24 protein-coding genes are annotated in these 26,007 nt (G+C 70.6%); 11 read left to right on the top strand and 13 right to left on the bottom strand.

Annotated elements, in window-relative coordinates:
• The first annotated feature begins 78 nt into the window (after window positions 1-78).
• Complete coding sequence (locus ACQP0P_RS15865; protein WP_433376944.1) at window positions 79-696, top strand: DUF6461 domain-containing protein; 618 nt, start codon at window positions 79-81, stop codon at window positions 694-696.
• A 167-nt stretch (window positions 697-863) separates the two neighbouring features.
• On the opposite strand, the gene ACQP0P_RS15860 is transcribed toward ACQP0P_RS15865, so the two are convergent.
• A complete protein-coding gene (locus ACQP0P_RS15860) occupies window positions 864-1,406 on the bottom strand; it encodes a TIGR03086 family metal-binding protein (protein ID WP_433376941.1) in 543 nt (180 codons plus the stop codon).
• Here ACQP0P_RS15860 and ACQP0P_RS15855 point away from each other — a divergent pair.
• Together ACQP0P_RS15855 and ACQP0P_RS15850 are read left to right on the top strand one after the other, a co-directional pair.
• A complete protein-coding gene (locus tag ACQP0P_RS15855) occupies window positions 1,405-2,232 on the top strand; it encodes an AraC family transcriptional regulator (RefSeq protein WP_433376938.1) in 828 nt (275 codons plus the stop codon). The two genes, ACQP0P_RS15860 and ACQP0P_RS15855, sit on opposite strands and share 2 nt — an antisense overlap.
• A 197-nt stretch (window positions 2,233-2,429) precedes the next feature.
• The gene (locus ACQP0P_RS15850) at window positions 2,430-4,217 is read left to right on the top strand and encodes a hypothetical protein (protein ID WP_433376935.1); all 1,788 of its coding nucleotides are present in this window, start codon (window positions 2,430-2,432) and stop codon (window positions 4,215-4,217) included.
• Window positions 4,218-4,439: 222 nt separating this feature from the next.
• Here ACQP0P_RS15850 and ACQP0P_RS15845 read toward each other — a convergent pair whose 3' ends face one another.
• On the bottom strand, window positions 4,440-4,907 hold the full coding sequence (locus tag ACQP0P_RS15845) for a Dps family protein (protein ID WP_433376932.1): 468 nt from the start codon (window positions 4,905-4,907) through the stop codon (window positions 4,440-4,442).
• Between the two features lie 124 nt (window positions 4,908-5,031).
• Here ACQP0P_RS15845 and ACQP0P_RS15840 point away from each other — a divergent pair, with 124 nt between their 5' ends.
• The 5 genes from ACQP0P_RS15840 to ACQP0P_RS15820 all read left to right on the top strand — a co-directional run bounded on the left by ACQP0P_RS15840 (window position 5,032) and on the right by ACQP0P_RS15820 (window position 11,648).
• Complete coding sequence (locus ACQP0P_RS15840; protein ID WP_433376929.1) at window positions 5,032-5,874, top strand: MerR family transcriptional regulator; 843 nt, start codon at window positions 5,032-5,034, stop codon at window positions 5,872-5,874.
• On the top strand, window positions 5,871-8,207 hold the full coding sequence (locus tag ACQP0P_RS15835) for a VIT domain-containing protein (RefSeq protein WP_433376926.1): 2,337 nt from the start codon (window positions 5,871-5,873) through the stop codon (window positions 8,205-8,207). The genes ACQP0P_RS15840 and ACQP0P_RS15835 overlap by 4 nt, the downstream gene beginning before the upstream one ends.
• A 190-nt stretch (window positions 8,208-8,397) precedes the next feature.
• A complete protein-coding gene (gene mmuM, locus ACQP0P_RS15830) occupies window positions 8,398-9,255 on the top strand; it encodes a homocysteine S-methyltransferase (protein WP_350924324.1) in 858 nt (285 codons plus the stop codon).
• A gap of 312 nt (window positions 9,256-9,567) precedes the next feature.
• Window positions 9,568-10,536, top strand: a complete 969-nt coding sequence (locus ACQP0P_RS15825; protein ID WP_433376922.1) for an acetylxylan esterase — start codon at window positions 9,568-9,570, stop codon at window positions 10,534-10,536.
• Between the two features lie 104 nt (window positions 10,537-10,640).
• A complete protein-coding gene (locus ACQP0P_RS15820) occupies window positions 10,641-11,648 on the top strand; it encodes a LacI family DNA-binding transcriptional regulator (RefSeq protein WP_433376919.1) in 1,008 nt (335 codons plus the stop codon).
• 28 nt (window positions 11,649-11,676) lie between these two features.
• On the opposite strand, the gene ACQP0P_RS15815 is transcribed toward ACQP0P_RS15820, so the two are convergent.
• Window positions 11,677-12,396 carry a lysophospholipid acyltransferase family protein gene (locus ACQP0P_RS15815; RefSeq protein WP_433376917.1) on the bottom strand — a complete coding sequence of 240 codons (720 nt, stop codon included), beginning with the start codon at window positions 12,394-12,396 and terminating at the stop codon, window positions 11,677-11,679.
• Between the two features lie 149 nt (window positions 12,397-12,545).
• Here ACQP0P_RS15815 and ACQP0P_RS15810 point away from each other — a divergent pair, with 149 nt between their 5' ends.
• Complete coding sequence (locus tag ACQP0P_RS15810) at window positions 12,546-13,310, top strand: alpha/beta hydrolase (protein ID WP_433376914.1); 765 nt, start codon at window positions 12,546-12,548, stop codon at window positions 13,308-13,310.
• Between the two features lie 66 nt (window positions 13,311-13,376).
• A complete protein-coding gene (locus tag ACQP0P_RS15805) occupies window positions 13,377-13,847 on the top strand; it encodes a hypothetical protein (RefSeq protein WP_433376911.1) in 471 nt (156 codons plus the stop codon).
• A gap of 13 nt (window positions 13,848-13,860) precedes the next feature.
• Here the strand turns inward: ACQP0P_RS15805 and ACQP0P_RS15800 are convergent, their stop codons facing one another.
• The 7 genes from ACQP0P_RS15800 to ACQP0P_RS15770 all read right to left on the bottom strand — a co-directional run bounded on the left by ACQP0P_RS15800 (window position 13,861) and on the right by ACQP0P_RS15770 (window position 20,486).
• Window positions 13,861-14,988: a hypothetical protein gene (locus ACQP0P_RS15800; RefSeq protein WP_433376909.1), complete on the bottom strand. Its 1,128-nt coding sequence runs from the start codon at window positions 14,986-14,988 to the stop codon at window positions 13,861-13,863.
• Between the two features lie 141 nt (window positions 14,989-15,129).
• Window positions 15,130-15,840 carry an endonuclease/exonuclease/phosphatase family protein gene (locus tag ACQP0P_RS15795; RefSeq protein WP_433376906.1) on the bottom strand — a complete coding sequence of 237 codons (711 nt, stop codon included), beginning with the start codon at window positions 15,838-15,840 and terminating at the stop codon, window positions 15,130-15,132.
• A 248-nt stretch (window positions 15,841-16,088) separates the two neighbouring features.
• Window positions 16,089-17,033, bottom strand: a complete 945-nt coding sequence (locus ACQP0P_RS15790) for an ROK family glucokinase (RefSeq protein ID WP_433376903.1) — start codon at window positions 17,031-17,033, stop codon at window positions 16,089-16,091.
• Between the two features lie 27 nt (window positions 17,034-17,060).
• On the bottom strand, window positions 17,061-18,032 hold the full coding sequence (locus tag ACQP0P_RS15785; RefSeq protein ID WP_433376900.1) for a hypothetical protein: 972 nt from the start codon (window positions 18,030-18,032) through the stop codon (window positions 17,061-17,063).
• On the bottom strand, window positions 18,022-19,194 hold the full coding sequence (locus ACQP0P_RS15780; RefSeq protein WP_433376898.1) for an ArsA family ATPase: 1,173 nt from the start codon (window positions 19,192-19,194) through the stop codon (window positions 18,022-18,024). Before ACQP0P_RS15780 ends, ACQP0P_RS15785 begins: the two co-directional genes overlap by 11 nt.
• Before the next feature lie 30 nt (window positions 19,195-19,224).
• Window positions 19,225-19,662: an SRPBCC family protein gene (locus ACQP0P_RS15775; protein ID WP_355549665.1), complete on the bottom strand. Its 438-nt coding sequence runs from the start codon at window positions 19,660-19,662 to the stop codon at window positions 19,225-19,227.
• A gap of 56 nt (window positions 19,663-19,718) precedes the next feature.
• Window positions 19,719-20,486, bottom strand: a complete 768-nt coding sequence (locus tag ACQP0P_RS15770) for a metallophosphoesterase family protein (RefSeq protein WP_433376894.1) — start codon at window positions 20,484-20,486, stop codon at window positions 19,719-19,721.
• A gap of 198 nt (window positions 20,487-20,684) precedes the next feature.
• Between ACQP0P_RS15770 and ACQP0P_RS15765 the strand changes: the two genes are divergently transcribed.
• A complete protein-coding gene (locus ACQP0P_RS15765) occupies window positions 20,685-22,478 on the top strand; it encodes an AMP-dependent synthetase/ligase (RefSeq protein ID WP_433376891.1) in 1,794 nt (597 codons plus the stop codon).
• Here ACQP0P_RS15765 and ACQP0P_RS15760 read toward each other — a convergent pair.
• The 3 genes from ACQP0P_RS15760 to ACQP0P_RS15750 form a co-directional block, all read right to left on the bottom strand.
• Window positions 22,475-23,602, bottom strand: coding sequence for a glycosyltransferase family 4 protein (locus ACQP0P_RS15760; RefSeq protein ID WP_433376889.1), 1,128 nt, complete (start codon window positions 23,600-23,602; stop codon window positions 22,475-22,477). The genes ACQP0P_RS15765 and ACQP0P_RS15760 overlap by 4 nt on opposite strands.
• A complete protein-coding gene (locus tag ACQP0P_RS15755; RefSeq protein WP_433376886.1) occupies window positions 23,599-24,876 on the bottom strand; it encodes a M48 family metallopeptidase in 1,278 nt (425 codons plus the stop codon). Before ACQP0P_RS15755 ends, ACQP0P_RS15760 begins: the two co-directional genes overlap by 4 nt.
• Window positions 24,877-25,087: 211 nt before the next feature.
• Window positions 25,088-25,963, bottom strand: coding sequence for a hypothetical protein (locus tag ACQP0P_RS15750; protein WP_433376884.1), 876 nt, complete (start codon window positions 25,961-25,963; stop codon window positions 25,088-25,090).
• Window positions 25,964-26,007: the final 44 nt, after the last annotated feature.

Genomic DNA, 26,007 nt, shown 5'->3' with positions numbered 1-26,007 from the left:
GGAAGACTATAGGGCACCAGCCGATACCGTGCCGGAAGTGGATCACATCAATGAAATGGACACAATGAGGAGTTGGGTATGCGGCCGGAAACCTATCTGTATGACCTTCTGGTATCGACCGTATTCACCGAAGGTCTCGATGCCGAGATGGACCTCTGGGCGTTGGGATTCAGCGCCCTATGGATCCACGGAACGGACATCACAACCCTCGCATCGGATTTCTCACTGGATCCCGGCACCCGCGCACCCTGCTACCTGAGTGAAATTCTTGATCACAACATCTCCGACGGTTCCCGCTGGGTGGCCGAGGTCGGAGGATGGATCTGCGTCGTACCCGGACCTTCCGACGACGACCAATTCATGAAGTCCTTCACCGTCGACGGCCGACAGGCCCTCAGCCTCAGCATGTACATCACCGGCAACGACTGGTTCAAGTACGCCCGCGATGGACGCATGGTCGTCGCCTTCAATCCCACGTGGCCCGACCGGGCGTTCGGCGACGATCCACGCGCACTCGATCGCATGATGGAGGGACTGCGCTTTGAGGTCAGCGGTCCGGAGGTCCACGAGAATCACGTGGAACCGCCGGAGAGTATCAGTTCGGCATTGGCGCTCATCGGACGGGTCACGGAAACGAACATGGCCGCCGACTGGTTCGAGGCGTTGCATTCTCGCCTCAGCCCCATCTCTCCCTGATGGTTTCCCGACCATCCGGCTCTACAGCGAGATGATCATGGAGAGAGTGGCCACTCCAGGTCGCGGTCGGCCGAGAGCTCTCGACTGGGCGTGAGGAAATCCACGGCGTACCTCGGCTCCCGGCACAGGACACCGTGCCGGGAGCCGTCCTACCGCACTGGAGCGGATCACGGCGTCCAGGCCGGATCCCGGCCGATGACGCCGAGCAGGCGGTCGAATCGCGGGGCGTCGTCCGGCACCGCCACCGGCGGCCCGAAGGCACCTTGCTGCCTGCCCATCTCCGCCATCTGGCCGGTGAAGTCCAGCGCCCGCGAGACGGCCTCGGGGTCCGGCTCGTACTCCTGACCGGTGGCCCTGGCCAGGTCCCAGCCGTGCACGACCATGTCGACGAGGTACATGTGGGCCAGCGTGGTCATCGGCAGGCCCATGCCGGGGCTGGTCCCCTCCCAGGCCTCGGGCCGCGACCAGGCGGCCAGCATGCGCTCCGCCCGCTCGGGGAAGTCGCCCGCGTAGGGTCCCTGCTCGACGTTCGGCCCCTTGCGCCCCAGTGACTCGAACATCTCCGCCACCCACTCAAGGTGGTTGATCAGGTCCTTGACGTCGAACTTCGCGCACGGCGTCGAGGACCCGAGCTGTTCCTGCCGTACCGCGCGCACCAATCCCGCGGTCCGTTCGGTGGCGTGCGTCATCAGCGGCATCATGTCGTCCATGGCAGCCATCATGCCCCGCCCACCCGAGGCGCGGCTTGTAGAAACGCGACAGCGCGGCTGGGTCGACCCGTACGCGGGACTCAACGCCTTCAATTTCGTCCGTCAGGCGCCATCGCCCGAAATTTCGGCGTATGTGAGTCATTTTTGGGTCGTCACCTGGACCGACCTCGCCGAACCGTACGAACAGCGCATCGTCTCGCACCCCACCGTGAACATGACGATCACCTCGGACTTCCGCCGGATCGCGGGGGTGATCAGGGGCGGGTTCTCCTACACGATGCGGGGCAGCGGCCGCGTGCTCGGCACGTGCTTCCGGCCCGGCGGCTTCCGGCCGTTCCTCGGCGGCCCGGTGTCCCAGCTGACCGGCCGCTTCGTGGAGATCGACGAGATGTACGGCGCGGCGGGCGCGACCCTGGTCGAGCAGGTCCTGGCCGAGCCCGACGTCCGGGCCGCCATCGCGCTCATCGAGACGTTCCTGCTGGGGCTGGGGCCGGATCGGGATCCGCTGGCGGAGGAGGTCGCGGCGCTGGTGACGATGGTGGAGAGCGACGTGTCCGTGACCAGGGTCGACGAGCTGGCCGCCAGATCGGGGCGGTCGGTGCGCTCGCTGCAGCGGCTGTTCCGGGACCATGTCGGCATCGGCCCCAAGTGGGTGATCCGCCGCTTCCGGCTGCACGAGGCCGCGGAGCGGGTCTACCAGGGCCTCGACCTCGCCACGCTGGCCGCCGAGCTCGGCTACACCGATCAGGCCCACCTGACCCGCGACTTCACCGCCGCGGTCGGCATGCCACCCGCCGCCTACGCCCGGCTCAGCAGCCGGGCCTGATCCTGACTTCGGCAAGACTGCGGTAACAGGTGAGAGGTACGGGGCCGCTCATCGGCATCGACCTCGCACAGGGCGACCCGCTCGCGCCGACGGTCAGACCGGCCAGTGCCGTGGCTGGAGTCACAACCAAAGCCCAACTGGTTCACAAGTGGAGACCTTGATCATGGAAACCTTTCACAAAGAGGAAAGGGATCCTGATGAAGAGGACAGCGTTGCTGCTGAGCACGGTGGTGCTCGGCGGGCTGCTGGCCGCCGCCCCCTCGTACGCCGCCACATCGTCCGCCCCGGCGCTCAAGACCGCCGTGGCCCAGGTGAAGGCGAGCCCCGCCAAGCAGTCGGGCGCGTGTCCGACCACGGTGGGGTTCTCCGCGGTGGTGGCGGCCAAGGGCAAGGGCACCGTCCGTTACAGGTGGGTGCGCGGCGACGGCGGCAAGAGCGTCGTCAAGAGTTTCCGCGCCAACGGCTCGCGCAAGGTGGTCGTGCGAGACCGGCAGACCTTCGACCGCGACACCACCGGCTGGCAGGCCATCGAAATCCTGGGCAGGAAGGGGCTCTCGGGCAAGGCGCGGTTCAGCGTCGCCTGTGCCGGTCCGGTACAGGTGTGGGACGTCTCCCACCCGCTGCCCGCCCAGCCCGGCCGGGCGCTGGAGTCGGCGGCGGACGTGGACGTCAGCCCGCCCGGCTACCACGGCGTTTGCCCGACGACGGTGCGGTTCACCGCGACCATCCAGGTCTCGCGCACCCCGGCCACCGTCGACTACCAGTGGATCGACAGCATCACCGGGGAAGGACGGCCTGAGTCGCTGTACTTCGCCGCCGGCGGGCCGCGCATCCGCCAGGTCACGCTGCCGATGAGTGTGGGCAGCTCCACCGGCGGCTGGAAGGCCGTCCGCATCCTCATCCCCGGCGGGCACGACTCCGGCCGCGCCGACTACTCGGTGACCTGCAAGAGCGGCCCGGCACCCACCCCGACGTCCACTCCGACGTCGACGCCGACGTCCACTCCGACCTCCACGCCCACGCAGCCTCCGGTGACGCCGGGACGGCAGATCGTGGAGCTCACCCCGGGCGACTACACGGGCACCTGCGTGGAGCCGGTCGCCTACCGGGCCGCCGGGCGGGTCACGCTCCCTGCCGGAGCCGCGCAGCAGGTCACGTACTGGTGGCTCGTGGACGGCGCCGCCTGGCAGAGGCAGGTGCTGGACTTCCCCGCCTCCACCCAGGCCCGCGCCCAGGACGTCTCCGCCTCCTGGACCCTCGACACCTCCGGGAACGGCCCGCACAAGGTCGGCCTCATGGTCGAGGGCGGCCCCGCGCAGCCTGACGAGCGCTCGTACACCTTCACCTGCGACGAAGGGCCCAACGACGCCAACGTGACCTTCCGCTACACGCTCGTGCCGCGCTACGCGGGCGACTGCGACCGTTCCTTCGGCCTGCGCATGGACGGGCTGTTCACAACGGACCGCGAGACCGAGGTCAGGTACCGTCTGGTGGCCGACGGCAAGCCGGGGCCGGTCAGGAGCCAGGTGCTCAAGCCCGGCGTCGTCCAGACGATCGGCGACTTCTGGTACAAGTCCGCGCAGAGCAGCGGAAGCGGCACCGTACGGCTTGAGGTGCTCAACCACAACAAGCCGTTCACCCAGCAGACCTACTCCTGGACGTGCGTGCCGGAGGACCCGACACCGGGCACGGTCCGCATCAGCGGGCTGACCTCGGTGGCCTACTACGGCGACTGCGACGCCGCGCCGTACCCCACCGCGTGGGCGAGCTTCCAGGCGGCTCCGGACACGGAGATCAGCTACCGGTGGGTCATCGACGGGAAGCCGGATGACCCCCTCACGCACAAGGTCGGGTCCAGCGGATTCCTCGAGGTCCAGGCCTTCCACTGGTACCGGGATTCGAAGACCAGCGGAACAGTCGCCATCGAGGTACTGAGCCACAACAAGCCGACCAAGCAGGCCGAATATCCGGTTAACTGCACCTGATCGGCATCATCCCGCCCGTGGTTCCCCTGCCCCGGCAGGGGAACCACGGGCTTTCACGTTCTCCAGCGTGCTTTATCGCCCAGATCCGCTTCCCGTCCCTTGGGCAGACCGCCCCGAACCCTCCCCGCGCCCCTGGGCAGGATCGTCGCACTCCCGAAGAGCCTCTCGGCCAGGAAGACACCAAAGGCGCTCCGGCGGGCCGGAGCGCCTTGGCGAGACGATCTAGCGCTGGGCCTCGATCATCCAGTGGTGCTTCTCCAGGTCCCGGGTGATCTCGATCAGGAGATCCTGGGTCACCAGGTCGGGCTTCTCGGTGGCGACGATCCGCTCGCGCATCCGGCGGATGATGGACCCGAGGATGTCCGTCATGGCGGCGACGACCTTGCCATCGTTGATGTAACCCGCCTCCAGTTGCGGCACCTCGGTGTGGTTCGCGACCGTGGTGGACCGGCCGTCGGGATTGCACCCCATGGCGACCGCGCGCTCTGCGACGGTGTCCGCGTGCTTCCTGGCCGACGAGACGATCTTGTCGAGCTGCAGGTGCAGTGTGCGGAAGTTATGGCCGATCACGTTCCAGTGGGCCTGCTTGGTCAGGAGCGACAGGTCGAGCAGGTCGACGAGCGCGCCCTGGAGCACCTGGCCGACGACCTTCTTGTCTTCTGGCTTGAGTGGACTGGTGATCGAGGACATGGAATTTTCCCCCTGTTTCGAGCTCTGTTTCCCGTTTGCTACGGAATGTCCGTACCCATCTATCCGCATCCCTATCCAGCCCTCCACATTGACAGTGTCATGATGACAGTGTCACTATCGACATATGGAATGGACCGTCGGTGAACTGGCTGAGCGGGCGTCCGCGGCGCTGGCCCCCACCGCCCAGCTCAACGGGCGGGTCAGGGATGTGCCCAACGAGCGACTCATCCGGTGGTACGCCACGATCGGACTACTCGATCCCCCCTTGGCCCGACGCGGCCGGGTGGCCCTGTACGGCAGGCGCCACCTGCTCCAGCTCATCGCGGTCAAGCGGCGCCAGGCCGACGGCCGGACCATCGCCGAGATCCAGGCCGAGCTGACCGGAGCCACCGACCAGACCCTGGAGTCGATCGCCCGCATCCCCGGGCGGTCACCGGAGCACGCCACCGAGACGGTCTCCCCCAGGACGGCGCGCCCGCGCTTCTGGGCCGAGCCGTCCTCGGCCCCGGCGGAGACCGGCCTCACACCACCACCGAAACCCGCCCCCTCCGACACCCCGCCCCTTCCGGCCTCCTCCGGCGGGGCCACGCCTCCACTCGGCCGGGCAGAGCCCCGCTCCGCCCCGTTCGGCCAGGCCGTGTCCCACCCGGCACCCTCCTGCCAAGCCTCACCCGATCAGGCCGCGCACGACTCGGCCCCGTCCCACCGGCCCACGCCCGGGGCGGGCGTACCCACAGCGGCCCCACCCCGTTCGGCGGCCCCCCGTCCGGCCGCGGAAACCCGGCCACCCGCCGTGATCGTGCACGGCGTACGCCTGGCGGACGGCGTGACGCTGCTGCTCGACGGCGGCGGCGACGGACGCACCCCCTCACCCGACGACCTCGCCGAGATCGCCGCCGCGTCACGGGAGCTCCTGTCGCTCCTGCGCGAACGCGGCCTCACACCTCCGGAAGGAACGCAACCATGATTACCTCGATCGCAACACTGTCACCGGAGGAGTGCTCGCCCGTCCCGGACGCCGGGCTGGGGACGCTCACCACCGAGCGCGGCAACCTGCCGCTGGAGAGCGTGGACGTGACCGCCGCCGTGACCGGCCTGATGGCCGATCTTGAGGTGGTCCAGGGCTTCCACAACCCGCACGACGTGGCGCTGGAGGCGACGTACGTCTTCCCGCTGCCCGACCGCGCCGCCGTGACCGCCTTCAGGATGGAGGCCGACGGGCGGGTCATCGAGGGCGTGCTCAAGGAGCGCGGCCAGGCCAGGGCCGACTACGACCAGGCGATCGCCCAGGGCAAGCGGGCCGCGATCGCCGAGGAGGACCGCCCCGACGTCTTCACCATCAGGGTCGGCAACATCGTGCCCGGCGAACGGGTCACCGTCCATCTCACGCTGAACCAGTCGCTCCCGTACGAGGACGGCGCGGCCACCTTCCGCTTCCCGCTGGTCGTCGCCCCCCGCTACATCCCCGGCACCCCGCTGGACGGCGAGCGGGCGGGCGACGGGTGGACCCCGGACACCGACGCGGTCCCCGACGCCTCCCGGATCACCCCGCCGGTGCTGCTGCCCGGCTTCCCCAACCCGGTACGGCTCTCACTGGCCGTCTCCATCGACCCGGCGGGGCTGGAGTTGCACGAGATCCGCTCCAGCCTGCACGTGGTTCTCCAGGAGGGCGGCACGATCCGCCTCCAACCGGGCGAGCGGCTGGACCGTGACTTCATCCTGCGTCTGGCCACAGGCGCCTCCACCTCCCTGGCTCTGGTCCCCGACAACGAGAACGGCGAGGGCACGTTCACGCTGACCGTCGTCCCCGAGGCGGCACCCGCCGGAGCGAGGGCCAAGGACGTGGTGCTGGTGCTCGACCGCTCGGGCAGCATGACCGGCTGGAAGATGGTGGCCGCCCGGCGCGCCGCCGCCCGCATCGTCGACACGCTCACCTCCCGCGACCGGTTCGCGGTGCTCTCCTTCGACACCGTCGTGGAACAGCCGGACGGGCTCGGCGAGGGGCTCTGTGCGGCGTCCGACCGCAACCGCTACCGGGCCGTGGAGCATCTGGCCAGGCTGGAGGCGCGCGGCGGCACCGAGATGCTGGCCCCGCTTGAACAGGCCGCCGCGCTGCTCGCCGACTCCGCCAGGGACCGGGTGCTGGTGCTGGTCACCGACGGGCAGGTGGGCAACGAGGACCAGATCCTGAAGCGGACCGGATCCCGGCTGGCCGGTGTGCGGGTGCACACGGTCGGCATCGACAGGGCGGTCAACGCCGGGTTCCTGGGCAGGCTCGCCGGGCTGGGCGGGGGCCGGTGCGAGCTGGTCGAGTCCGAGGACCGGCTTGACGAGGCGATGGAGCACATCCATCGCAGGATCGGCGCCCCGCTGGTCACCGACCTGGCCCTGCACTCCGACGGGCTCGACCTGATCACCGAGACGGTCGGCCACGTCGGCTCGATCTACCCCGGCGTCCCGCTCACCGTCCTCGGCCGCTACCGTGGCGCCGCCACCGGGGCGCTGACCGTACGGGGCCTGGACGCCGCGGGCCTGCCGTGGGAGCGGCGGGTCGCCTCGGCGACGGTGGACACCCCGGCGGTACGGGCGATCTGGGCGCGGGGGCGGCTGCGGACCCTGGAGGACCGCTACGCGATCGGCGACCGGTCGCTGGAGGCCGAGATCGTGGAGACCTCGCTCAGGTACGGGGTGCTCTGCCGGTTCACCGCCTTCGTCGCGGTCGACACCCAGGTGGTCGCCGAGGGCGGTCCCGGGCACCGGGTGATCCAGCCGGTGGAGCTGCCCAGCGGCTGGCAGAACCCCGTCGTCGCGGCGGCGCCGATGATGCTGACCTCGATGGCCGCCGACGCGAGCGCGACCCCGAGCTCGCCCATGAGGCCGCCCGGGATAGCCGCTCCCGGCTCCATGCCGAAGTTCGCGGCAAGCCCGATCGGCGCTGGTCTGCCGCAGGAGGCGGCGGCCGGCGGCTTCGACGACCGCGCCCGGATGCTGCCCCGCCCGGTGCCGGCCCCCGAGCCGCAGGGCAGCCCGCAGGAGCCGCCGAGGGAGCTGCTCGCCGAGGAGCTGAGGCGGCTGCGCGCCGCGGCGTCCCTGCCCGCCGCCGAGCGGCTGCGCGTGCTGGAGGACCTGGGAAGCCGCCTCGCGGCCCTGGTGGTCTACCTCGGCGGCCACCCGCAGCTGGCGGCCCTGGCCGAGGAGCTACGGGCCGGTGGGGACGTGGACACCCTGTGGCAGCGGGCCGTGGAGGTCCTGGAGGCCCTGGTGGGCAACGGCGGGCGCCGCCCGTTCTGGAAGCGATGACCTCCTCCGGGCCCGGACGGACCACCGGACGACCGGGCCCGGAGAAGGCGTCCGCCGAGTTCCGTCGCCCGTGGCCTTCTCCGGCGCGGGACACCCGGGTCCGCGACGCCCGGCATTACGGGCACGACCCGGCGGGGCCGGTACGGGACAGCGGGCTCCCCGGCCTCGCGGCTCCACATAAAGTAGCGGAATGGTGATTCTGGACGGCGGCCTGGCCACCCATTTGGAGGAGCTGGGCGCGGACCTGCGAGACGACCTCTGGTCGGCGAAGCTCCTGCTGGAGAACCCCTCCGTGATCCGGCAGGCGCATCTCGACTACTTCACCGCCGGTGCCGAGGTGGCGATAACGGCGAGTTATCAGGCGAGCATCCCGGCGTTCCTGCGGCGGGGACTGAGCGCCGCCGAGGCCGAGGATCTGATCCTGCTCTCCGTGCACCTCGCCGCCCAGGCCAGGGACACCCACGGCTCCGGCACCGTGGCCGCCAGCGTCGGGCCGTACGGCGCCTACCTGGCCAACGGCGCCGAGTACACCGGAAAGTACGACCTCGACGAGGACGGCCTGACCGACTGGCACCGCGACCGCTGGCACATCCTGGCCGACAGCGAGGCCGACCTGCTGGCCTGCGAGACCATCCCCTCCTACCCCGAGGCGAGGGCACTCCGGCGGCTGCTGGCCGAGACGCCGGGGATGCGGGCGTGGGTGAGCTTCTCCTGCCGCGACGGCGAGCACATCAACGACGGCACCCCGCTGCGGACCGCGGCCCGCCTGTTCGCCGGCAACCCCCAGGTGATCGCGATCGGCGTCAACTGCACGGCACCGCGCCACGTGCTCAACCTGATCTCCCAGATCAAGGGCAAGCCCACCATGGTCTATCCCAACTCCGGCGAGGTCTGGGACTCGGCGAACCACCGCTGGCTCGGGCTGGCCGACCCGGTGGAGTTCGGCGAGGCGGCGGCCGGGTGGAACGCGGCGGGGTCCGCCTTCGTCGGCGGCTGCTGCCGCACCACGCCGGAGCACATCCGCCAGATCCGCGCCCACCTGACCTGACCGGTGAGGTCCCGCCGTCACCTCGCCGGCGGGACCTCGGCGGCCGGATCGGGGTCGTGGCGCTCCAGATGCCGGGTCCACCGGGTTGTGAACGGTCAATTTAAAACGTTTTAGTAATGACGAAAGGCTAAGCGACAGGTGCGAGCAGCGTCAACGCCACGTCAACACCACGCCAACACCACTAGGCCGACCACCGAATTGATACGTTTTCACCAGCCGGGACCGCGCACTACCCCCGGGCACCGCGACGGCCTACGGTAGTGATCGGCCGGCGCCCAGGGCGTCGGAGCGCGTTCCGCCCCGGGAGGTCTCTTGTTCATCGACATGCCCCTCGACCGGCTCAGGGAGTACCGGCCCGAGCGCCGGGAACCCGCCGGGTTCGACGCCTTCTGGGCGAGGACGCTTGCCGAGACCCGCGAGCACGACCTGAACTCCGTCTTCACCGAGGTGGAGACGGACCTGGCCCTGGTCCGCTGCTTCGACGTCGGCTACGCGGGCTTCGGCGGTCAGGAGATCAAGGGCTGGCTGCTGCTGCCCACCGCGGCCGAGGAGCCGCTGCCGTGTGTGGTGCAGTACATCGGCTACAACGGCGGCCGGGGCCTGCCGCACGACTGGCTCACCTGGCCCGCGGCCGGATGGGCGGTCCTCGTCATGGACTCCCGCGGGCAGGGCGGCGGCTGGCGGCCCGGCGACACCCCCGACCCGGTGGGAGGCACCGGGGCGCAGAGCAGCGGCAAGCTCACCCAGGGCGTGTCCGACCCCGACGACTACTACTTCCGGCGCCTCTACACCGACGGGGTCAGGGCGGTCGAGGCCGCCCGCGCGCACCCACTGGTGGACGCCTCGCGCATCGTCGTCTCCGGCGGCAGCCAGGGCGGTGGCCTCGCGATGGCGGTGAGCGCGCTGGTACCCGGCCTGCTGTTCGCCTTCATCGACGTGCCGTTCATGTCGCACATCCGCCGCGCCGCCGAGATCACCGACGAGGACCCCTACGCCGAACTCGGCCGGTTCCTCAAGTCCAACCGCCACCGGGTCGACCAGGTCTTCGCCACCCTCGACCACTTCGACGGCATGAACTTCGCCGCCCGCAACACCACGCCCGCGCTCTTCTCCGTCGGCCTGCGCGACGGCATCACCCCCGCCTCCACGGTCTTCGCCGCCTACAACCACTACGCTGGCGACAAGGACATCCGGGTGTGGGCCTTCAACGGCCACGAGGGGGGCGAGTCCGACCAGATCACCGAGCAGCTCAGGATCGCCAGGAAACTGCTGACAGGCTGACCGCCCGCTATGCTGATCAAAACGTTTTACTTAAAAGCCGGAGGTGAGCGGTAAATGGTGACTTCACTGGCACCTGCACGGTTGTTACGTTTTAATCGGTGCACATGAGTTCGGTGAGCATCAAGGAAGTGGCCGCGCGGGCCGGAGTCTCCCCGGGAACGGTCTCCAACGTGCTCAACCGCCCGGAGAAGGTCGCCGAGCACACCCGCTCCCGGGTCGAGGAGGCCATTCGTGAGCTGGAGTTCGTCCGGCACGGCTCCGCCTCCAGCCTGCGGGCCGGGCACAGCCGCACCGTCGGCCTCTCGGTCATCGACATCGGCAACCCCTTCTTCACTGATGTGGCCGCCGGGGTCGAGGAGGTGGCCAGCGAACGCGGGTACGCGGTGATCCTGGGCAACTCCTCGGGCGACAGGCTCAAGGAGGAGCGCAACCTCCTGGTCTTCGCCGAGCAGCGGGTCCGCGGGGTGCTCATCACCCCCGCCGGGGGGAACCTGGCCAAGCTCGACCAGCTCAGGGAGCGCGGCATCAACGTGGTCCTGGTGGATCATCCCGCCGAGCGCGCCGACCAGTGCTCGGTGGCGGTCAACGACATCACCGGCGGCTTCCTCGCGGTCTCCCACCTGCTGGCCGCCGGGGCCGACCGGATCGCCTACGTCACCGGCCCCCTCACCATCCGCCAGTGCTCCGACCGCCTGACCGGCGCCGAGCGGGCGCTGGCCGCGGCGGGCCGCGACCCCGGGCAGATGCTGGAGGAGGTCGCGATGAACGCGATGAACGCCAGGTCCGGACAGCAGGCCGCGGAGAAGCTCATCGCCGAGGGGCGGCTGCCGGACGCCGTGTTCTGCGCGAACGATCTGCTGGCCCTCGGCATGCTGCGGGGGCTGCTCCACGCGGGCGTGCGGGTCCCCCAGGACGTCCTGCTCATCGGTTACGACGACATCGACTTCGCCTCGGCGTCGACGGTCTCGCTCAGCTCGATCCGGCAGCCGACCCACCGGCTCGGCAGGGCGGCCACCGAACTGCTGCTCGACGAGTGCGACAACCCGGAGTCCCACGCCCACCAGCAGGTCATGTTCCAGCCCGAACTGATCGTCCGCGAGTCGACCCGCTGATCTCCGCCTGGCCGGCCGTGCGGGACGTTCAGGTGCGCTCACGCGCCTGAACGACGGTCTCCTTGGCGGCGCGGGCGGCCTCGGCCTTGGCGCTCGCGGCGTACCTGTCGACGTACTCCTGGCCGGAGAGCTCCATCAGCGCGTACATGATCTCGTCGGTGACGGCGCGCAGCACGAGGCGGTCCTCCTCCATTCCGTAGTAGCGGGTGAAGTCCAGCGGCTTGCCGAACTTCACACCGGGACGGATGCCCAGCCTGGGCAGGATGCGGCCGGGAGGCATCATCTCGAAGGTGTTGACCATCGCCCACGGGATGACCGGCACGCGCGACTCCAGCGCCAGGCGGGCCACCCCGGTCTTGCCCTTGTAGAGACGGCCGTCGTGGGAGCGGGTGCCCTCGGGATAGATGGCGAGCACATGGCCCTCGTCAAGGATGCGCCTGCCGGTGCGGAGCGCCGCCTCACTGGCCTTGCCCCCTGAGCGGTCGATCGGGACGGTGCCGACACCACTGAAGAAGGCTCTGCTCAGCATGCCCTTGAGGCCGCGGCCGGTGAAGTAGTCGGACTTGCCGAGAGAGATCACCTTACGCCGCAGAAAGAGCGCACCGAAGAAATGGTCGGCGAACGACAGGTGGTTTCCGGCCAGGATCACCGGCCCCTGCCTCGGCACGTTGTCCACGCCCTCCACCCACGGGCGGAAAATCACGTGGAGTAGGGGTCCGAGGATCGCCTTCACCACCCAGTAGAACACTCCATGCTCCTTCAGTTGACAGGCGAGGACCTGGAGTTATCCTCCCACTTCCGGCCTCGGTCACCTACACCACCGAACCACCCAAATCGACCTCTCGCAAAACACGCCCCAGTCGTGCGACGATCGGGCGAACCTTACAAGGAGCCGCGATGCCAGTCATGCCCGGTGCGGAGGCGTACCACCATGCGGGAGGACAGATCGGCGTCCTGCTCTGTCATGGATTCACCGGATCGCCGCAGTCCCTGCGTCCGTGGGGCGAGTACCTGGCGGCGGCGGGCATCACCGTGTCACTGCCACGACTGCCCGGCCACGGCACCACCTGGCAGGAGATGAGCCACACCCGCTGGGAGGACTGGTACGCCGAACTGGACAAGTCCCTGGCGGACCTGCGTGGCAACTGCGCCGAGATCTTCGTCATGGGCCTGTCGCTCGGCGGCTGCATGGCGCTGCGGCTGGCCGAGGTGCACGGCGACCGGATCAGGGGGCTGGTGATCGTCAATCCGTCGGTGACCAACGACGTGCCGCTGCTCAGGCTGGCCCCCCTGCTCAGGTTCGTGATCGCGTCGGTGCCCGGCGTGGCAGGAGACATCAAGAAGGAGGGGGCGACCGAGCTCGGCTACCCGCGCACACCGGTCAAGGCCGCGGCAACCCTCCCCCGGCTCTGGTCGCTGACGCAGTCGGAGCTGAGCAAGATCACCCAGCCCGTACTGGTTTTCCATAGTCCACAGGATCATGTTGTGAAACCGGCGAGTGTGCGTATTCTGCGTGAGAGGCTGACCGGGGGGAATCTGAATGTGGTGGAGCTCGCCGACAGCTACCACGTCGCGACTCTTGACAACGATGCGGATCAGATCTTTGCGGGGAGCCTGGAGTTCATCAAGACGAACGCGTCTGTACCCTTGCAGAGAGACTGATCCCGAGCGGAGGATGCGCGGTCTCCGGGAGAAAGTGATCGGCCGATGAACAATGGGCCCAGCTAAGTGACACCTCAAAGTGACGAGGACGAGGTCTGGCGTCAGATCGTCGCGTCCTTCAACGACCCCGCCGAGCATGACTCGGCACATCAGCCGTGGCCGGACAGCGAGAACCTTCCGGCCGAACCTCCGCGACGGGTGATCAAGCAGTCGGACGAGGAAGACCTCCTGCGTGAGGACGACCTGGCCGACGGTGACTCCGGCAGCGAACGGAGTGACGGCGAGGAGGAGGAGCACTACGTGCCTCCGCCACCACCCCCGCTGCCCAAGACCGACGCCACCACCAAGATCGCATGGTTGGCCCTGTTCGGCGGGCCCGCCTATCTACTGCTCAGCGCCGCGCTCAGCTGGAACCTGCAGGGCTGGATGCTGTTCACCGCGGTCGCCGCGTTCATCGGCGGTTTCGTGGCGCTGGTGGTCCGCATGGGCGACGGTCCGCCCAACGACTCCGGCTGGGACGACGGCGCGGTCATCTGAGCGGGGTCCGTCCCTACGGCTTGGCGCGCACCGGGGTGCCGAAGCGCTCGATCACGTCCGTGTACTTGCCGGAGGCGTCGACCACGTGGCCGACCGACCACACGGTGCCGGTGCCCGGCAGACAGGTCACGGCCTGGAGCCTCACCGTCCGGGAGCCGGTGGTCTCGGGACCGCGCAACGCCTTGACCTTGTGCCCGTCGTAGCGGAGCAGGAACGCCTCGCCGGGCCGGTCCAGGTCGACCCCGGAGATCCAGAAGCGGCCCTTGCGGTCACCGGTCACCCCGTACAGGCGGATGTCACCGGCGGGCGGGGACACCCGGGACCACTTCTTGCCGTTCCACGACAGAATCAACGGGACGGTCTCGCCGGCCCCCCGGTAGAGGCCGCCCACGGCGAGTGCCCGCTTCGGCCCGTCGAGGTGGACGTCACGCAGGTAGCCGCCGGGAATCTCGGGGGTCTTGAAAGGCTTCCAGCGCCCGCCGGACTGCCTCATGATCAACGGCTTGCCCGCGGCGTCGCCCACCGCCCACCCGTCGCTCTTGCCCGACAGCGCCACCCCGTACAGCGTGCCCCTGCCGGAAAGCGGGGTGAGCCTCCACTTCGAACCGGTGCCGGTCACGAGCAGGGGCTGCTTGTCCCGGCGGCCGACGGCGACCACCCTGCCGGGGACGGTCGCCACCCCGCCCAGCCAGTCACCCGCGTGCAGCTTGTCGACGACGACCCTGTCGAAGGCCGCCCCGTCTCCCTTCGCCAGGTAGGGAAGACCGTCATGTCCCTCACCGACGGCCCACAGCTCCGACGCCGAGGCCGCCGCGACGGAACGCAGGGGCCCCGCGCCCGTCGGGTCGTTACGGATGCCGACCTCTTTCCAGGAGGAACCGTTCCAGTGGGTGATCGCGCCACGGCTCTGCCAGACGTCCCAGACGCTCTGCTGGCCCACCGCCCACACACTCGTGGCCGAGACGCCCACCACGTCGGAGAGTGATCCGTCACTGCTCAGGCCCGCGCTGGCCGGAGCCTGCCAGGCCTCGGCCACGGACGGGCTGACGGGATCGGCATGTGCTGGAAAGGTGTGCGAGGACAGCAGGACTAGGCCTCCCGCGCAGAGAGCCAGCGCACGCCGCGGAAGGCGACGGGTCATGTTTCAAATGGTACGGGGCTCGTCCCCTCCCCGTGTCCTGGTCTCTCCAGTTGACGGGTGCGATCCGGAAAGACGCCCTACCGTTCGTCACGAAAACCCTGATCCCACCGGTCTTCTCAGCTCCCCGGGAAGGCGGGCTCCTCAGAGGTGCGGTCCGGGGTACCGATGATCCAGTTCAGCGACCACCGGCAGGTGGTCGGTGGCGGCCACCAGGTCTGCCGGATCGGCCTCGGCACCCCCGCAGGAGACCACGGAGAGGCCGGCCACCGCGAAGATCGCGTCAATCCGCTTGTGCGGCCCCCTGGCCGGGAAGGTGAAGCCGTCACCGCGCGGTGAGACCGGGTAGCAGTCGGTCAGCCGCTCGGCGAGGTGCTGCCAGCTCGGCTGCCCGGACTGCTCGTTGATGTCTCCGGCCAGCACCGGCAACGCGCCGAACCGGCCGGCCACCCCTCCCAGGAGCCTCACCGCCTCGCCCGCGTGCCGGTGCCTGGCCGTCTCGTCGAGGTCCAGGTGGATGGAGCCGACGGCGACCCGCCGCCCCTCCGCCTCCACCACGGCGATCGCGATGGCCCGCCGCTCCAGGGGGAAGAAGGGCTCCAGTAGATGCCCCTCCCCGTGCAGCAGCCGCACGCCGGGACCGGTCAGCACGGCGACACCGCCCCTGCGGCGGCCGGCCGCCACGGACAGTCCGCCGAAGGCGGCCAGCCGTCTGCGCCTGCGGCGCCAGCAGAGGAACCGGGGCGCCTCCTGCACACAGAGCACGTCCGCGCGAAGCGCGGCGACCACCCGCTCCAGCGCCGGGATGTCGTCCCTCATCGAACGCACGTTGTAGCTGGCGATCCTGAGCACCACGGCTGCCTCACTTCGCGACGCGTGACGCGAGGGTAACCGCGAACCGCCGGGCATACCAGCCATCCGTCCCTAATCGGTATACGGGCCGTCGGCGGGCGGGCGGCGGTGCGTGCCGACGGCCCAAGCTCTCCGGCAGAGGTCTACGGCGGGCGCGGCCGGCCGGGCAGGGCCGAGCGGTGCTCCTGCCGGACGCGCTGAGGACGGCCCGGCGGGGCCTTCCTCAGCGCGTCTTTTCGAGGGGACCCCGGTCAGCGCCTGCGGGCGAGATCCGCGGCCCCCACCAGGCCCGCGGAGGCGCCCAGCTCGGCCGGCCGGATGTCGGCCAGCGGGCGGTGCCCCCGGCCACTCAGGTGCGTGGCGAAGAACTCGCGGGTCTCGTCGATCCACAGATCCGCGGCGCGCGAGACACCGCCGCCGAGCACGAAGCAGCCGGGGTCGAGGACGGCGACGAGGTCGGCCAGCCCCTGACCGATCCAGCGGGCCATCGAGGAGAACGCGGCCAGCGCGGCCGGGTCGCCCTGCCTGGCGGCCTCGGTGACCTCGTGGCCCTCGATCTGTTCCGGCGTACCGCCGGCGATCTTCAAGAGCGTGACGGCCCTGTCCGGCTCGGCCTCGGCGATCTTCCTGGCCTCGTGGACCAGGGCACTGCCGCTGGCGTACTGCTCCCAGCAGCCCAGGTTGCCGCATCCGCACTGACGCCCCTGGGGGACCGCCTGCATGTGGCCGAACTCGGCGCCCATGCCCCAGCGCCCCCGGTAGAGGGAGCCGTCGAGCACGATGCCGCCGCCGATGCCGGTGCCGACGGTCACGCACACCAGGTGGCTCTCCCCTCGGCCGGCGCCGAACCTGGCCTCACCCCACGCCATCGCGTTGGCGTCGTTCTCCACCACGACGGGCAGGCCGACCAGGTCGGAGACCTTCTTCTGCAGGGGCTCCTCGCGCCAGGCGAGGTTGGGGGCGAACCGGACGATGGACCGGGTCTCGTCCACGAACCCGGCGGCGCCGAGACCGACGGCCTCGATCTCACGGCCCCTGGCGAGTTCCAGGATCGCGTCACCGATGGTGTGGGCGACCTGCTCGGGGTTCTCGGCCGGGGTGGGCCGCAGCAGGTGCGCGATGATCTGGCCGTCCTCGTCGACGACTCCCGCCGCGACCTTCGTACCGCCGATGTCCACGCCGATGGTCAGCGCCATTGTCCGTTTCTTCCTCTCCCCCTGGGCTCACCCCAGGTCGATGTGCTCCACGGGGGTGTCCTCGCGCTCCCGTGTCCGCTGGCCGGGCGTGGGTTTGCCGAGCCCCTCGACCGCCGACTTGAAGGCGGCGAACAACTCGGTGCCGGCCTGCATGAGGTGGTCGGTGACGGCGGCTCCCGACTCACGCTGCGCGGCCATCGCGCGGCAGACGGGGCAGGCCCGGCAGATGTACTCCTCGGGCTCGGAGACCGCCTCCTCCCACACGTCCCGCTCTCTTCCTCGACCGCCACCGGAGAACGCGCTGCCGAAACCGGTCATCGTGCCCTTGATCAGATTCTTGCGCAGTTCCCTGGCCGCCTTCTGCTGCAGCGTGTCGAAGAGTTTGAACGCCTCCTCGGCGGCGGTGCCCAGTGGGTCCCTACCTGCTTCGGCCCGCTCCTCACGCACCCGCTCGTCTCGCCCGGCGCGCTCGTCTCGCCCGCGCTCCTCGCTCCCGCTCTGCTCCTCGCTCCCGCCGGGGCGGCCCCACGGGGTCCAGCCGGTCCGCTCCTCGCGCCGGACCCGATCGGCGCGCTCGAACCACTCGGCGCGCGCGTCGCGCTCAGCCTGCTCCGAGGCCGGAGGCCGCCCGGAATCCGAAGTCTCGGACACGACCTCGATCCGCTCGACGGGCTCGGTCCTCGCCTCAGCCGACTCGACCGGCTCGGCCGATCCGGTGCGCCCGGACGTCGCGGCTCCCCCGGCAGGCTTCGCGCGGCGGCTCTTCTGGACCTTCCCGGCGCCTCCGGTGTCGACGGCCTCCGCGACGACCTCCGGCGTCACGACGTCGGCGGCCTTACCCGGCTTCCTGGGCGCACGCGGCTTCGCGGCCTTCCCGGCGCCTCCGGTGTCGACGGCCTCCGCGACGACCTCCGGCGTCACGACGTCGGCGGCCTTACCCGGCTTCCTGGGCGCGCGCGGCTTCGGGGTCTTCTCTGCGTCATTCGTGTTATCGGTCATCAGGCCCTCCCGCTTCGAACCGTACCCGGAGAAATCCATCTCGGAGCGCGGCTTCCCGCACCGACCTGCGAGCCAGCGCGGCGGGCAGGGCCAGGACCCGGCGGTAGGAACCGGCGTTGACGATCAGTTCGTCGCCCTTGCGCGCCAGATCCACCTCGTTCTTGTCCGCGAGCGGCAGCGCCAGGATCAGCTCGCCCTCGGCGGTGATCCGCAGCGGTGGGTCGACGGAGGGCGGGGCGAAGGGATCGCTCCCGCGGTACATGGCCTCGGCGACACCGGCGAGGGCGTCGAGGCCGACGGGCTCGGCCTCGAGGTAGGGCACGGTGTGCACGGGCAGCGGCGCGAAGGACTCCTCGACCTCGGCCAGGTGCAGGGCCTGGGCCCGCACCCACCGCTGCCGCCACTCGTCGGCGCCCTCCGAGGGGAAGACCCGGTTGGCGATCACCGCGTCGACGCGGTAGCCGTACAGGCTGAGGGAGGTGAGCGTGCGGCGGGCCTCGGCCAGCACGACGGCCTCCGGGGTGAGCACCAGCCGGACACTCGCGCCGGGCCCGGTGAGCAGCTCGCGCACCTCCAGCAGCCCCCGGTGGAGCCGCTCCCCCGCGCCCACCACATGGTCTTCCGGCACGCTGACCTGCGCCAGGCGGCGGATCAGCGGGGAGAGGGTGCGCAGCAGCCGCCTGCCTACGGGCAGCAGCCGGTTCACGTGCCAGTCGAGGGCCTCGGGCAGGGCCAGCAGCCTGAGCGTCTCGGCGGTCGGGGCGCAGTCGATGACGATGACGTCCCACAGCCCGGTGCGCGCCTGCTCGCGCAGCTCCAGCAGCGCGATGACCTCCTCGGCGCCGGGCAGCACCGTGATCTCCTCGGCGGTCACCTCGTCGAGGCCGAGTTCGGCGAAGACGCCCCTGGCATAGTCGCGCAGCTCGCCCCACTGACGCTCCAGCGCCCGCTGGGTGTCGACCTGGTACAGGGAGAGGCCCGGAGCGATCTCGGTGGGTTCCTCCCCCGCGTGCACGCCGAGGGCGTCGGCCAGCGAGTGGGCGGTGTCCGTGGAGACCACCAGGGTCTTGAGGCCGGACCGGGCGGCGAGGGTGGCGGTGGCCGCGGCGGCGGTCGTCTTGCCGACGCCGCCCTTGCCGGTGAAGAGCAGAACCCGGCTCACGTCATCCTCCAGAGGGACGGTTCCGCGACCTCATCGGGTCTCGACGCGCTTCTTCAGCCCCTTCAGGGCGGTGTCGACGATGACCTTCTCCGCCTTCCGCTTGATCATGCCGATCATCGGCACCTTGAGGTCGACGGCGAGCTCGTACGTCACCTCGGTGCCGCCGCCCGCGTCGGTGAGACGGTAGCTCCCGGTGAGCCCGGAGAGCATCTTCCCCGCCTCGGCGATGCTCCAGTCGACGGACTCGTCACCGTTCCAGGTGTAGCGGAGGGTGTACTCGTCGCTGATCACACCCGCGTCGAGGACGAACCTGACCGTGGCCGGGCGGCCGTCCTCCCCGGTGGAGAGGATCCGCGCGGACTTCACCTGGCCCGCCCACTGGGGGTAGGAGGGGAAGTCGGCGATGACCGCCATGATGGTCGACCGGTCCGCGCCGATCGTGATACTGGAGGTGGTGCGATCAGCCATGGGCCAACCGTACTGCTTCACGATCGTCAACGTACGCCCGGCGGGGCCGGAGGTGGCTACCACTCCAACGCGAAGGGAACGCCCCTGTTCCTGAAGTGCCCCACGTTGAGGCACTCGGTCCTGCCGACCCGGGTGCGGGCGACGAGGGGCTGGTGCACGTGACCGAAGAGGGCGTAGCGCGGCTGGGTCCGCCGGATCGCCTCCAGAGTGGCCTCGCTGCCCCGCTCGAACCGCCGGGCCACCACGTCGTAGAGCAGCTCGGGGATCGCCGGCGGGATGTGGCAGCAGAGCACGTCGACCTCGCCGACGGCCTCCACCTTGCGGGCGAACTCCTCCTCGTCGATCTCGTACGGGGTCCGGTACGGGGTGCGCAGCCCGCCCCCGACGAAGCCGAAGCGCAGCCCGCCGATCTCCACGGTCTCGCCGTCGAGCACGTGGTGGCCCTCGCGCACGTAGTCGGGCCAGTAGTGCGGCAGGTCCACGTTGCCGTAGGTGAGGTAGGCAGGGGTCGGCATCGCGGCGAAGATCTCACCGTACTGCCGCCTGACGGAGCGCTCGATGTGCTCGCGCGGGCCGCCCTCCAGCGACGCCCAGAGCGCCGAGGACATCGCCCGCGCCTCCTCGAACCGCTTGGCCGTCCGCAGCGCGATGAACTCCGCCGCCTGCTCCGCCCCGAAGAGCTCGGCGAAGATGCCCTGGGAGTGATCGTCGTAGTCGACGAACAGGATCAGGTCCCCCAGGCAGATCAGGGCGTCGGCGCCGTCTCCCGCGCGGGCCAGCGCGTCGGCTCTCCCGTGTACGTCGCTGACGACATGAACCCGCATGCCGGACATCCTAACCACCCACAAATACCGGCATAAGTAACAAACTTCACACGGCGGCGCGGCCAATGACTCCAGGCGAGAGCAGTTGGTACGGTGAAATCGCCTTTGATAACGCCTGGGTGACGAATTTACTCATGCGTAACTTATCGCGATAGCTTCCAGGCAGCCCATCGATCCGTGCGTCTCCAGGAGTGATCCGTGCGCGAGTACAGCGTCCCCGTGCTGGTGGATGTCCCCGCCTCCGCCAACCTGACCGACACGGTGTTCCGGCGTGCCGAAGAGGAGCCGGGCGCCGTCGCCCTGCGCCGCAAGGTCGGCGACGACTGGGCCGCCGTCACCGCCCGCGAGTTCCGCGACCAGGTCGCGGGAGTGGCCAAGGGCCTGATCTCGGCCGGCGTCGAACCCGGCGACCGGGTGGCGCTGATGTCGCGCACCCGCTACGAGTGGACCGTGATCGACTACGCGATCTGGGCCGCCGGCGCGGTCAGCGTGCCGATCTACGAGTCCTCCTCGGCCGACCAGGCCTCCTGGATCATCTCCGACAGCGGCGCGAAGGCCGTCTTCGTCGAGCTGGACTCGAATGAGGAGACGGTCCGCGAGAGCGTCTCGGAGCTGTCCGGCCTCAAGAACGTCTGGCGCATCGAGGGCGGCGCCCTGGACGAGCTGACCGCGCTCGGCGCCGAGGTCGGCGACGACACGCTCGCCGAGCGCAGGTCCAGCCGCGGCATCGCCGACCTGGCCACCATCGTCTACACCTCGGGCACCACCGGCAGGCCCAAGGGCTGCCGGCTGACCCATGACAACCTGCTGTTCACCGCCAGGAACGTCGCGGACGGCCCGCTGGAGCGCCTCTTCACCGTGGACGACAGGGCGGCGCTGCTCTTCCTGCCGCTCGCGCACGTCTTCGCCCGCATCATCGAGATCGTGCTGATCGAGACCGGCACGGTCCTCGCGCACACCCCCAACATGAAGAACGTCGGCCCCGACCTGCAGGCTTTCAAGCCCACGTTCCTGCTGGGCGTGCCCCGCGTGTTCGAGAAGGTCTACAACGCCGCCGAGCAGAAGGCCACCGCCGACGGCAAGGGGAAGATCTTCCACGCCGCGGCGGAGACCGCCGTCGCCTGGAGCAGGGCGGAGTCCACCGGCGGCGCGGGGCTGGGCCTGAGGCTCAAGCACGCCCTGTTCGACAGGCTCGTCTACGGCAAACTGCGCGCCGCGACCGGCGGCAGGCTGACTGCGGCCGTGTCCGGCGGCTCCGCCCTGGGCGAGCGGCTCGGCCACTTCTTCCGCGGCGTGGGCATCGAGGTGCTTGAGGGCTGGGGCCTCACCGAGACCTCGGCGCCCTCCTCGGTCAACCTGCCGGGGGCCAACAAGATCGGCACTGTCGGCAAGCCGTTCCCCGGCGTCACCATCGGCATCGGCGAGCACGGCGAGGTGCTCGTCAAGGGCCGCCATGTCTTCGAGGGCTACTGGAACAACGACGAGGCCACTACCGTGGCGATCGACAAGGACGGCTGGTTCCACACCGGCGACATCGGCGAACTGGACGGGGACGGCTACCTGCGCATCACCGGCCGCCAGAAGGAGATCCTCGTCACCGCCGCGGGCAAGAACGTCGCCCCGGCCCCGATGGAGGACCACATCCGCGCCCACCCGCTGATCAGCCAGGCGATGGTGGTCGGCGACGACAGGCCGTTCATCGCGGCGCTCATCACGCTCGACGTCGAGGCTCTGGAGCAGTGGAAGGCCGCCAACGGCAGGACGGACGCGGACCTCGCCACCCTCAGCTCCGACCCGGCCATCGTCGCCGAGGTGCAGAAGGCCGTGGACAACGCCAACACATTCGTCTCCAGGGCCGAGCAGATCAAGAAGTTCACGGTGCTCGACGTCGACATCAGCGAGGAGAGCGGACACCTCACCCCGACCCTCAAGGTCAAGCGCGCCGTCGTGATGCGCGACTTCGCCAAGCAGGTCGAGTCCCTCTACGGCTAGTCAGGGGTCTCCACGGACTCCAGAACGCGGGCGAAGCGGGAGGCGGCGAGATCCCAGCTCCACTCGCGCGCGACCCACTCGCGCCCGCGTTCACCCATGGCACGTGCCCCGGCAGGGTCCTTGAGCAGGTCGACCAGGGTCGCCGTGACCTCGTCCGGACGGGTGCCGTCGACGACCAGGCCGGTCTGCCCGCGTAGCACGGCGTCGGGGGCGCCGCCCGAGGAGCCCGCCACCACGGGCAGCCCGCTGGCGGACGCCTCCAGATAGACGATGCCGAGCCCCTCCACGTCGACACCGCCCAGGCGGGTACGGCACGGCATGGCGAACACGTCGCCCGCTGCCAGGTAGCCGGGCAGCGCGGTCTCCGGCACGGGGCCGGTGATCTGGACCGAGCCGCCCATCGGCCTGGCCAGCCGCTCCAGGGTCCTGCGGTACGGGCCACCTCCGACGATCAGGAGCATCGCGTCGGGAACGTCCCGCAGCACGCCGGGCCAGGCTCGCAGCAGCGTGTCCTGGCCCTTGCGCGGCACCAGCCTGGACAGGCAGAGCACCACCGGCCGCTCTCCCAGTCCGAGCGCCGCGCGCGCCTGCTCTCTCCCGGCCTCGGGCGCGAACACCTCGGTGTCGACGCCGGGCGCGAGCCGCACCAGCTTGTCCTCGGGTATCACCCTGGCCAGCCGCTGCCGGGTGTACTCCCCCAGGTAGGTGACCACGTCGGCGTGCGCGCCGATCCTGGCGAGCACCTGGCGGCCGATCGGGAGCGCCGTCCAGCCCGCCTCGTGGCCGTGGGTGACCATGACGACGCGGCGGACCCCGGCCTCACGCATCCTGGGCGCGAGCAGCCCGAGCGGTGCCGCCGCCCCGAAGACCACGGTCTCGCAGCCGAACTCGGCGATCAGTGCGGCCGCCCGGCGGGCGACGGCGGGGGTGGGCAGCATCAGCGAGGTGGGGTGCCGCACCACGGGGTAGGGCTGCCGCAGGTCGAAGTCCTCGCTGCCGGGCCACTGGGGGGCGTAGACGACGACCGAGCCGGGCGGGCGGCGGGCGATGAGACCGTACACGAACGACTGGATCCCCCCGGCGCGGGGCGGGAAGTCGTTCGTGACCACCAGCGTGCGCCTCATGGCTCGGAGAGACCGTTCAGCCGGGCCCAGGATCGCGCCAGCGCGATGCGCTGCGGCGCGGTGGGATGCGAGGCGTAGAGCACGTACTCCACGAGGTCGGGCGACAGATCCGAGATGTTGGTGACCGCCAGCCGTTTCTGCATGGCGACGAACGTCGCCGGATCCCTGGTCAGGTCCAGCGCGTGGACGTCCGCACGAGCCTCGATGTGCCGGCTGACCAGGTTCTGTGCCGGTCCTGACAGCACCGCGGCCAGACTGAGCAACCCCATGACCAGGCCCACCGCCCTCGGGTCGCCGATGGAGGAGATCCCCGCGCGGCGCCGCACGGCCCCCGCCGAGGTCACCAGGTAGAGCAGGACCGCCCCGAACGCCGCGCCCAGAGCTCCGACGAGCGTACCGGAGAGCACGTCGCCCGCCTTGGCGTGACCGAGCTCGTGCGCGACCACCAGCTCGACCTCGTCGGCGGGCGCCCGGAGCAGCGTGTCGTAGACGACGATCCTGCGGGTCGCGCCGAATCCGGAGACGTAGGCGTTGAGCGCGGTGGTCCGCCGGGAGGCGTCGGCGACGAGCACGTCCTCCACCGGCACACCGTCCCTGGCGGCCATGGCGAGCAGGTCGTCGCGGAGTTGTCCGGCCTCCATCGGCCTGAAGTCATTGAAGATCGGCTCAATGAGCACCGGATAGGCGAAGGAGGCCGCCACGGTCAGCGCGAACGCGCCGGCCGCCGCCGGGATCCACCAGCGCCGGTAGCGCCGCGCCAGCGCGACCACCGCCAGAACCATGATCGCGGTCAGCGCGGTGCCGACACCGATGCTCTTGATCCGGTCGGCGGTCCAGGCCGGCCAGGTCTGGGTGGACAGCCCGAAGTCGCGCAGGTAGGTCTCCGACCACATCCCCAGCGGCCAGCGCAGCATCGCGACGGCCACCGACAGCGCCAGCACGCCGAGCAGCGCCCGCAACCACCACGGCCCCCGCAGCCGGCCGACGAGCCGCGCGCCCAGCGGGGTGCCCACCAGCACCCCCGCCACCACCAGCGTCAGGCCCAGGGAGAGGTAACCCGGTACGCTGACCAGCTTGTCGAACGCCTCGGACCTGGCGATCTGCTCGGCCGTGAAGTCGCGGGCCGGATCGGGGACGACCGCCGGGGCCCCCTCGGGCAGCTCCTGCCAGGGCGTGGTGAACGCCACGACCGCCAGCGTGACCACCCCCAGCGCGGCCAGCGCCCACCCCGCCGGCCGCACCCCCGAGGGCGCGTCCGTCGTGCTCAGCGTCATCAAACACCTCCAGCGTGGAGCCCGAACCCTGGGCCCCGTCCTTTGGATCTTCTGCCTGCCGCGGTCGGCCGGACGGCGCCTCGCCGAGTCGTCACCGGTCACCGCGGCACGCCGCGGCTCCCTCCCGTGCCTTGCGAGGCACCCGCCGACCGCTCCTCGCCGCGGCGAGATCCGCCAGGTGAGGCCTGGACCGGGAAAGGACACAAGGATGTCAGGCGAGTTCCTTTCCGAGGTAGTCACGCCACGCCACGGTGAGTTGGGCGGGCGACAGGCCGAGCGTGCCGGTGACATCGCCACCGTAGAGCCTCACCAGGGCCTTCTCGCCGAAGCGCTCCGCGATGAACCGGCAGGCGAGCCAGGCCTCCTCGTACGCCTGCGCGAGCCGCGGGGCGCCGGGGGCGAAGTCGGCGGGACCGGGGAGACGGGCGGGCAGGACTCCGGCGCGTACCTCGGCGACCAGCTCGGCGGCGGCCGTCCGCACCGGGATCCCGGCATCGCGGTAGCCCACGTAGTCGGCGAAGCCCTCCGACAGCCACATCGGCACCCGGCCGCCACGGGTCGCGCCGGTGGCCACGTGCACGAGCTCGTGCGTGATCACCACGTCCCTGCCGGTCGTGCTGAGCCTCGCGTAGCCCGAGGGCAGGACGATCACCCGGTCCGCGGCCGCCATCGCGGCCAGGCCCCGGGTGCTCTCCGCTCCGGCGAGTGCCGCGGCCTCGGCATCGGTGGCGGGGAACAGGATCACCGCTCGGACCGGCCCCCAGATCGCCGCGACCGCGCGGCGGGCCCGGTCGGCCCCGGCGGCCAGGTCCCGCAGGACGGCGGGCGCGACGTGGTGGCCGATCACGAGGGAGTGCTCGCCCCGGACGACGACGGCGGCACCGGGCCACAGGTCGCGAAGGCCGGCGGGGAGTTCTCCGGCGTCGCGGCGAGGGTCGTGCGGCAGGGGGTGGTCGGGGAGCTCTCGGGGAGTGCGCGGGAGCGGCCCGGCTCCGGCCAGGAGAGGTCCCGTCCCGGCCGACGGGCCCACGCTCATCAGCGCCAGCATCCCGGCGAGCACGGTGCGGCGCCCCTTCGGGACGGACATAACGAGTCGATGCTACTCGACCGGCATCGTGACGTTCCTTGCCG

It is taken from the genome of Streptosporangium sp. CA-115845, from assembly GCF_050943795.1.
Classification (GTDB): domain Bacteria; phylum Actinomycetota; class Actinomycetes; order Streptosporangiales; family Streptosporangiaceae; genus Streptosporangium.
Note: the sequence above shows the minus strand (reverse complement) of the source record. Positions and strands in the feature narration are given on the sequence as shown.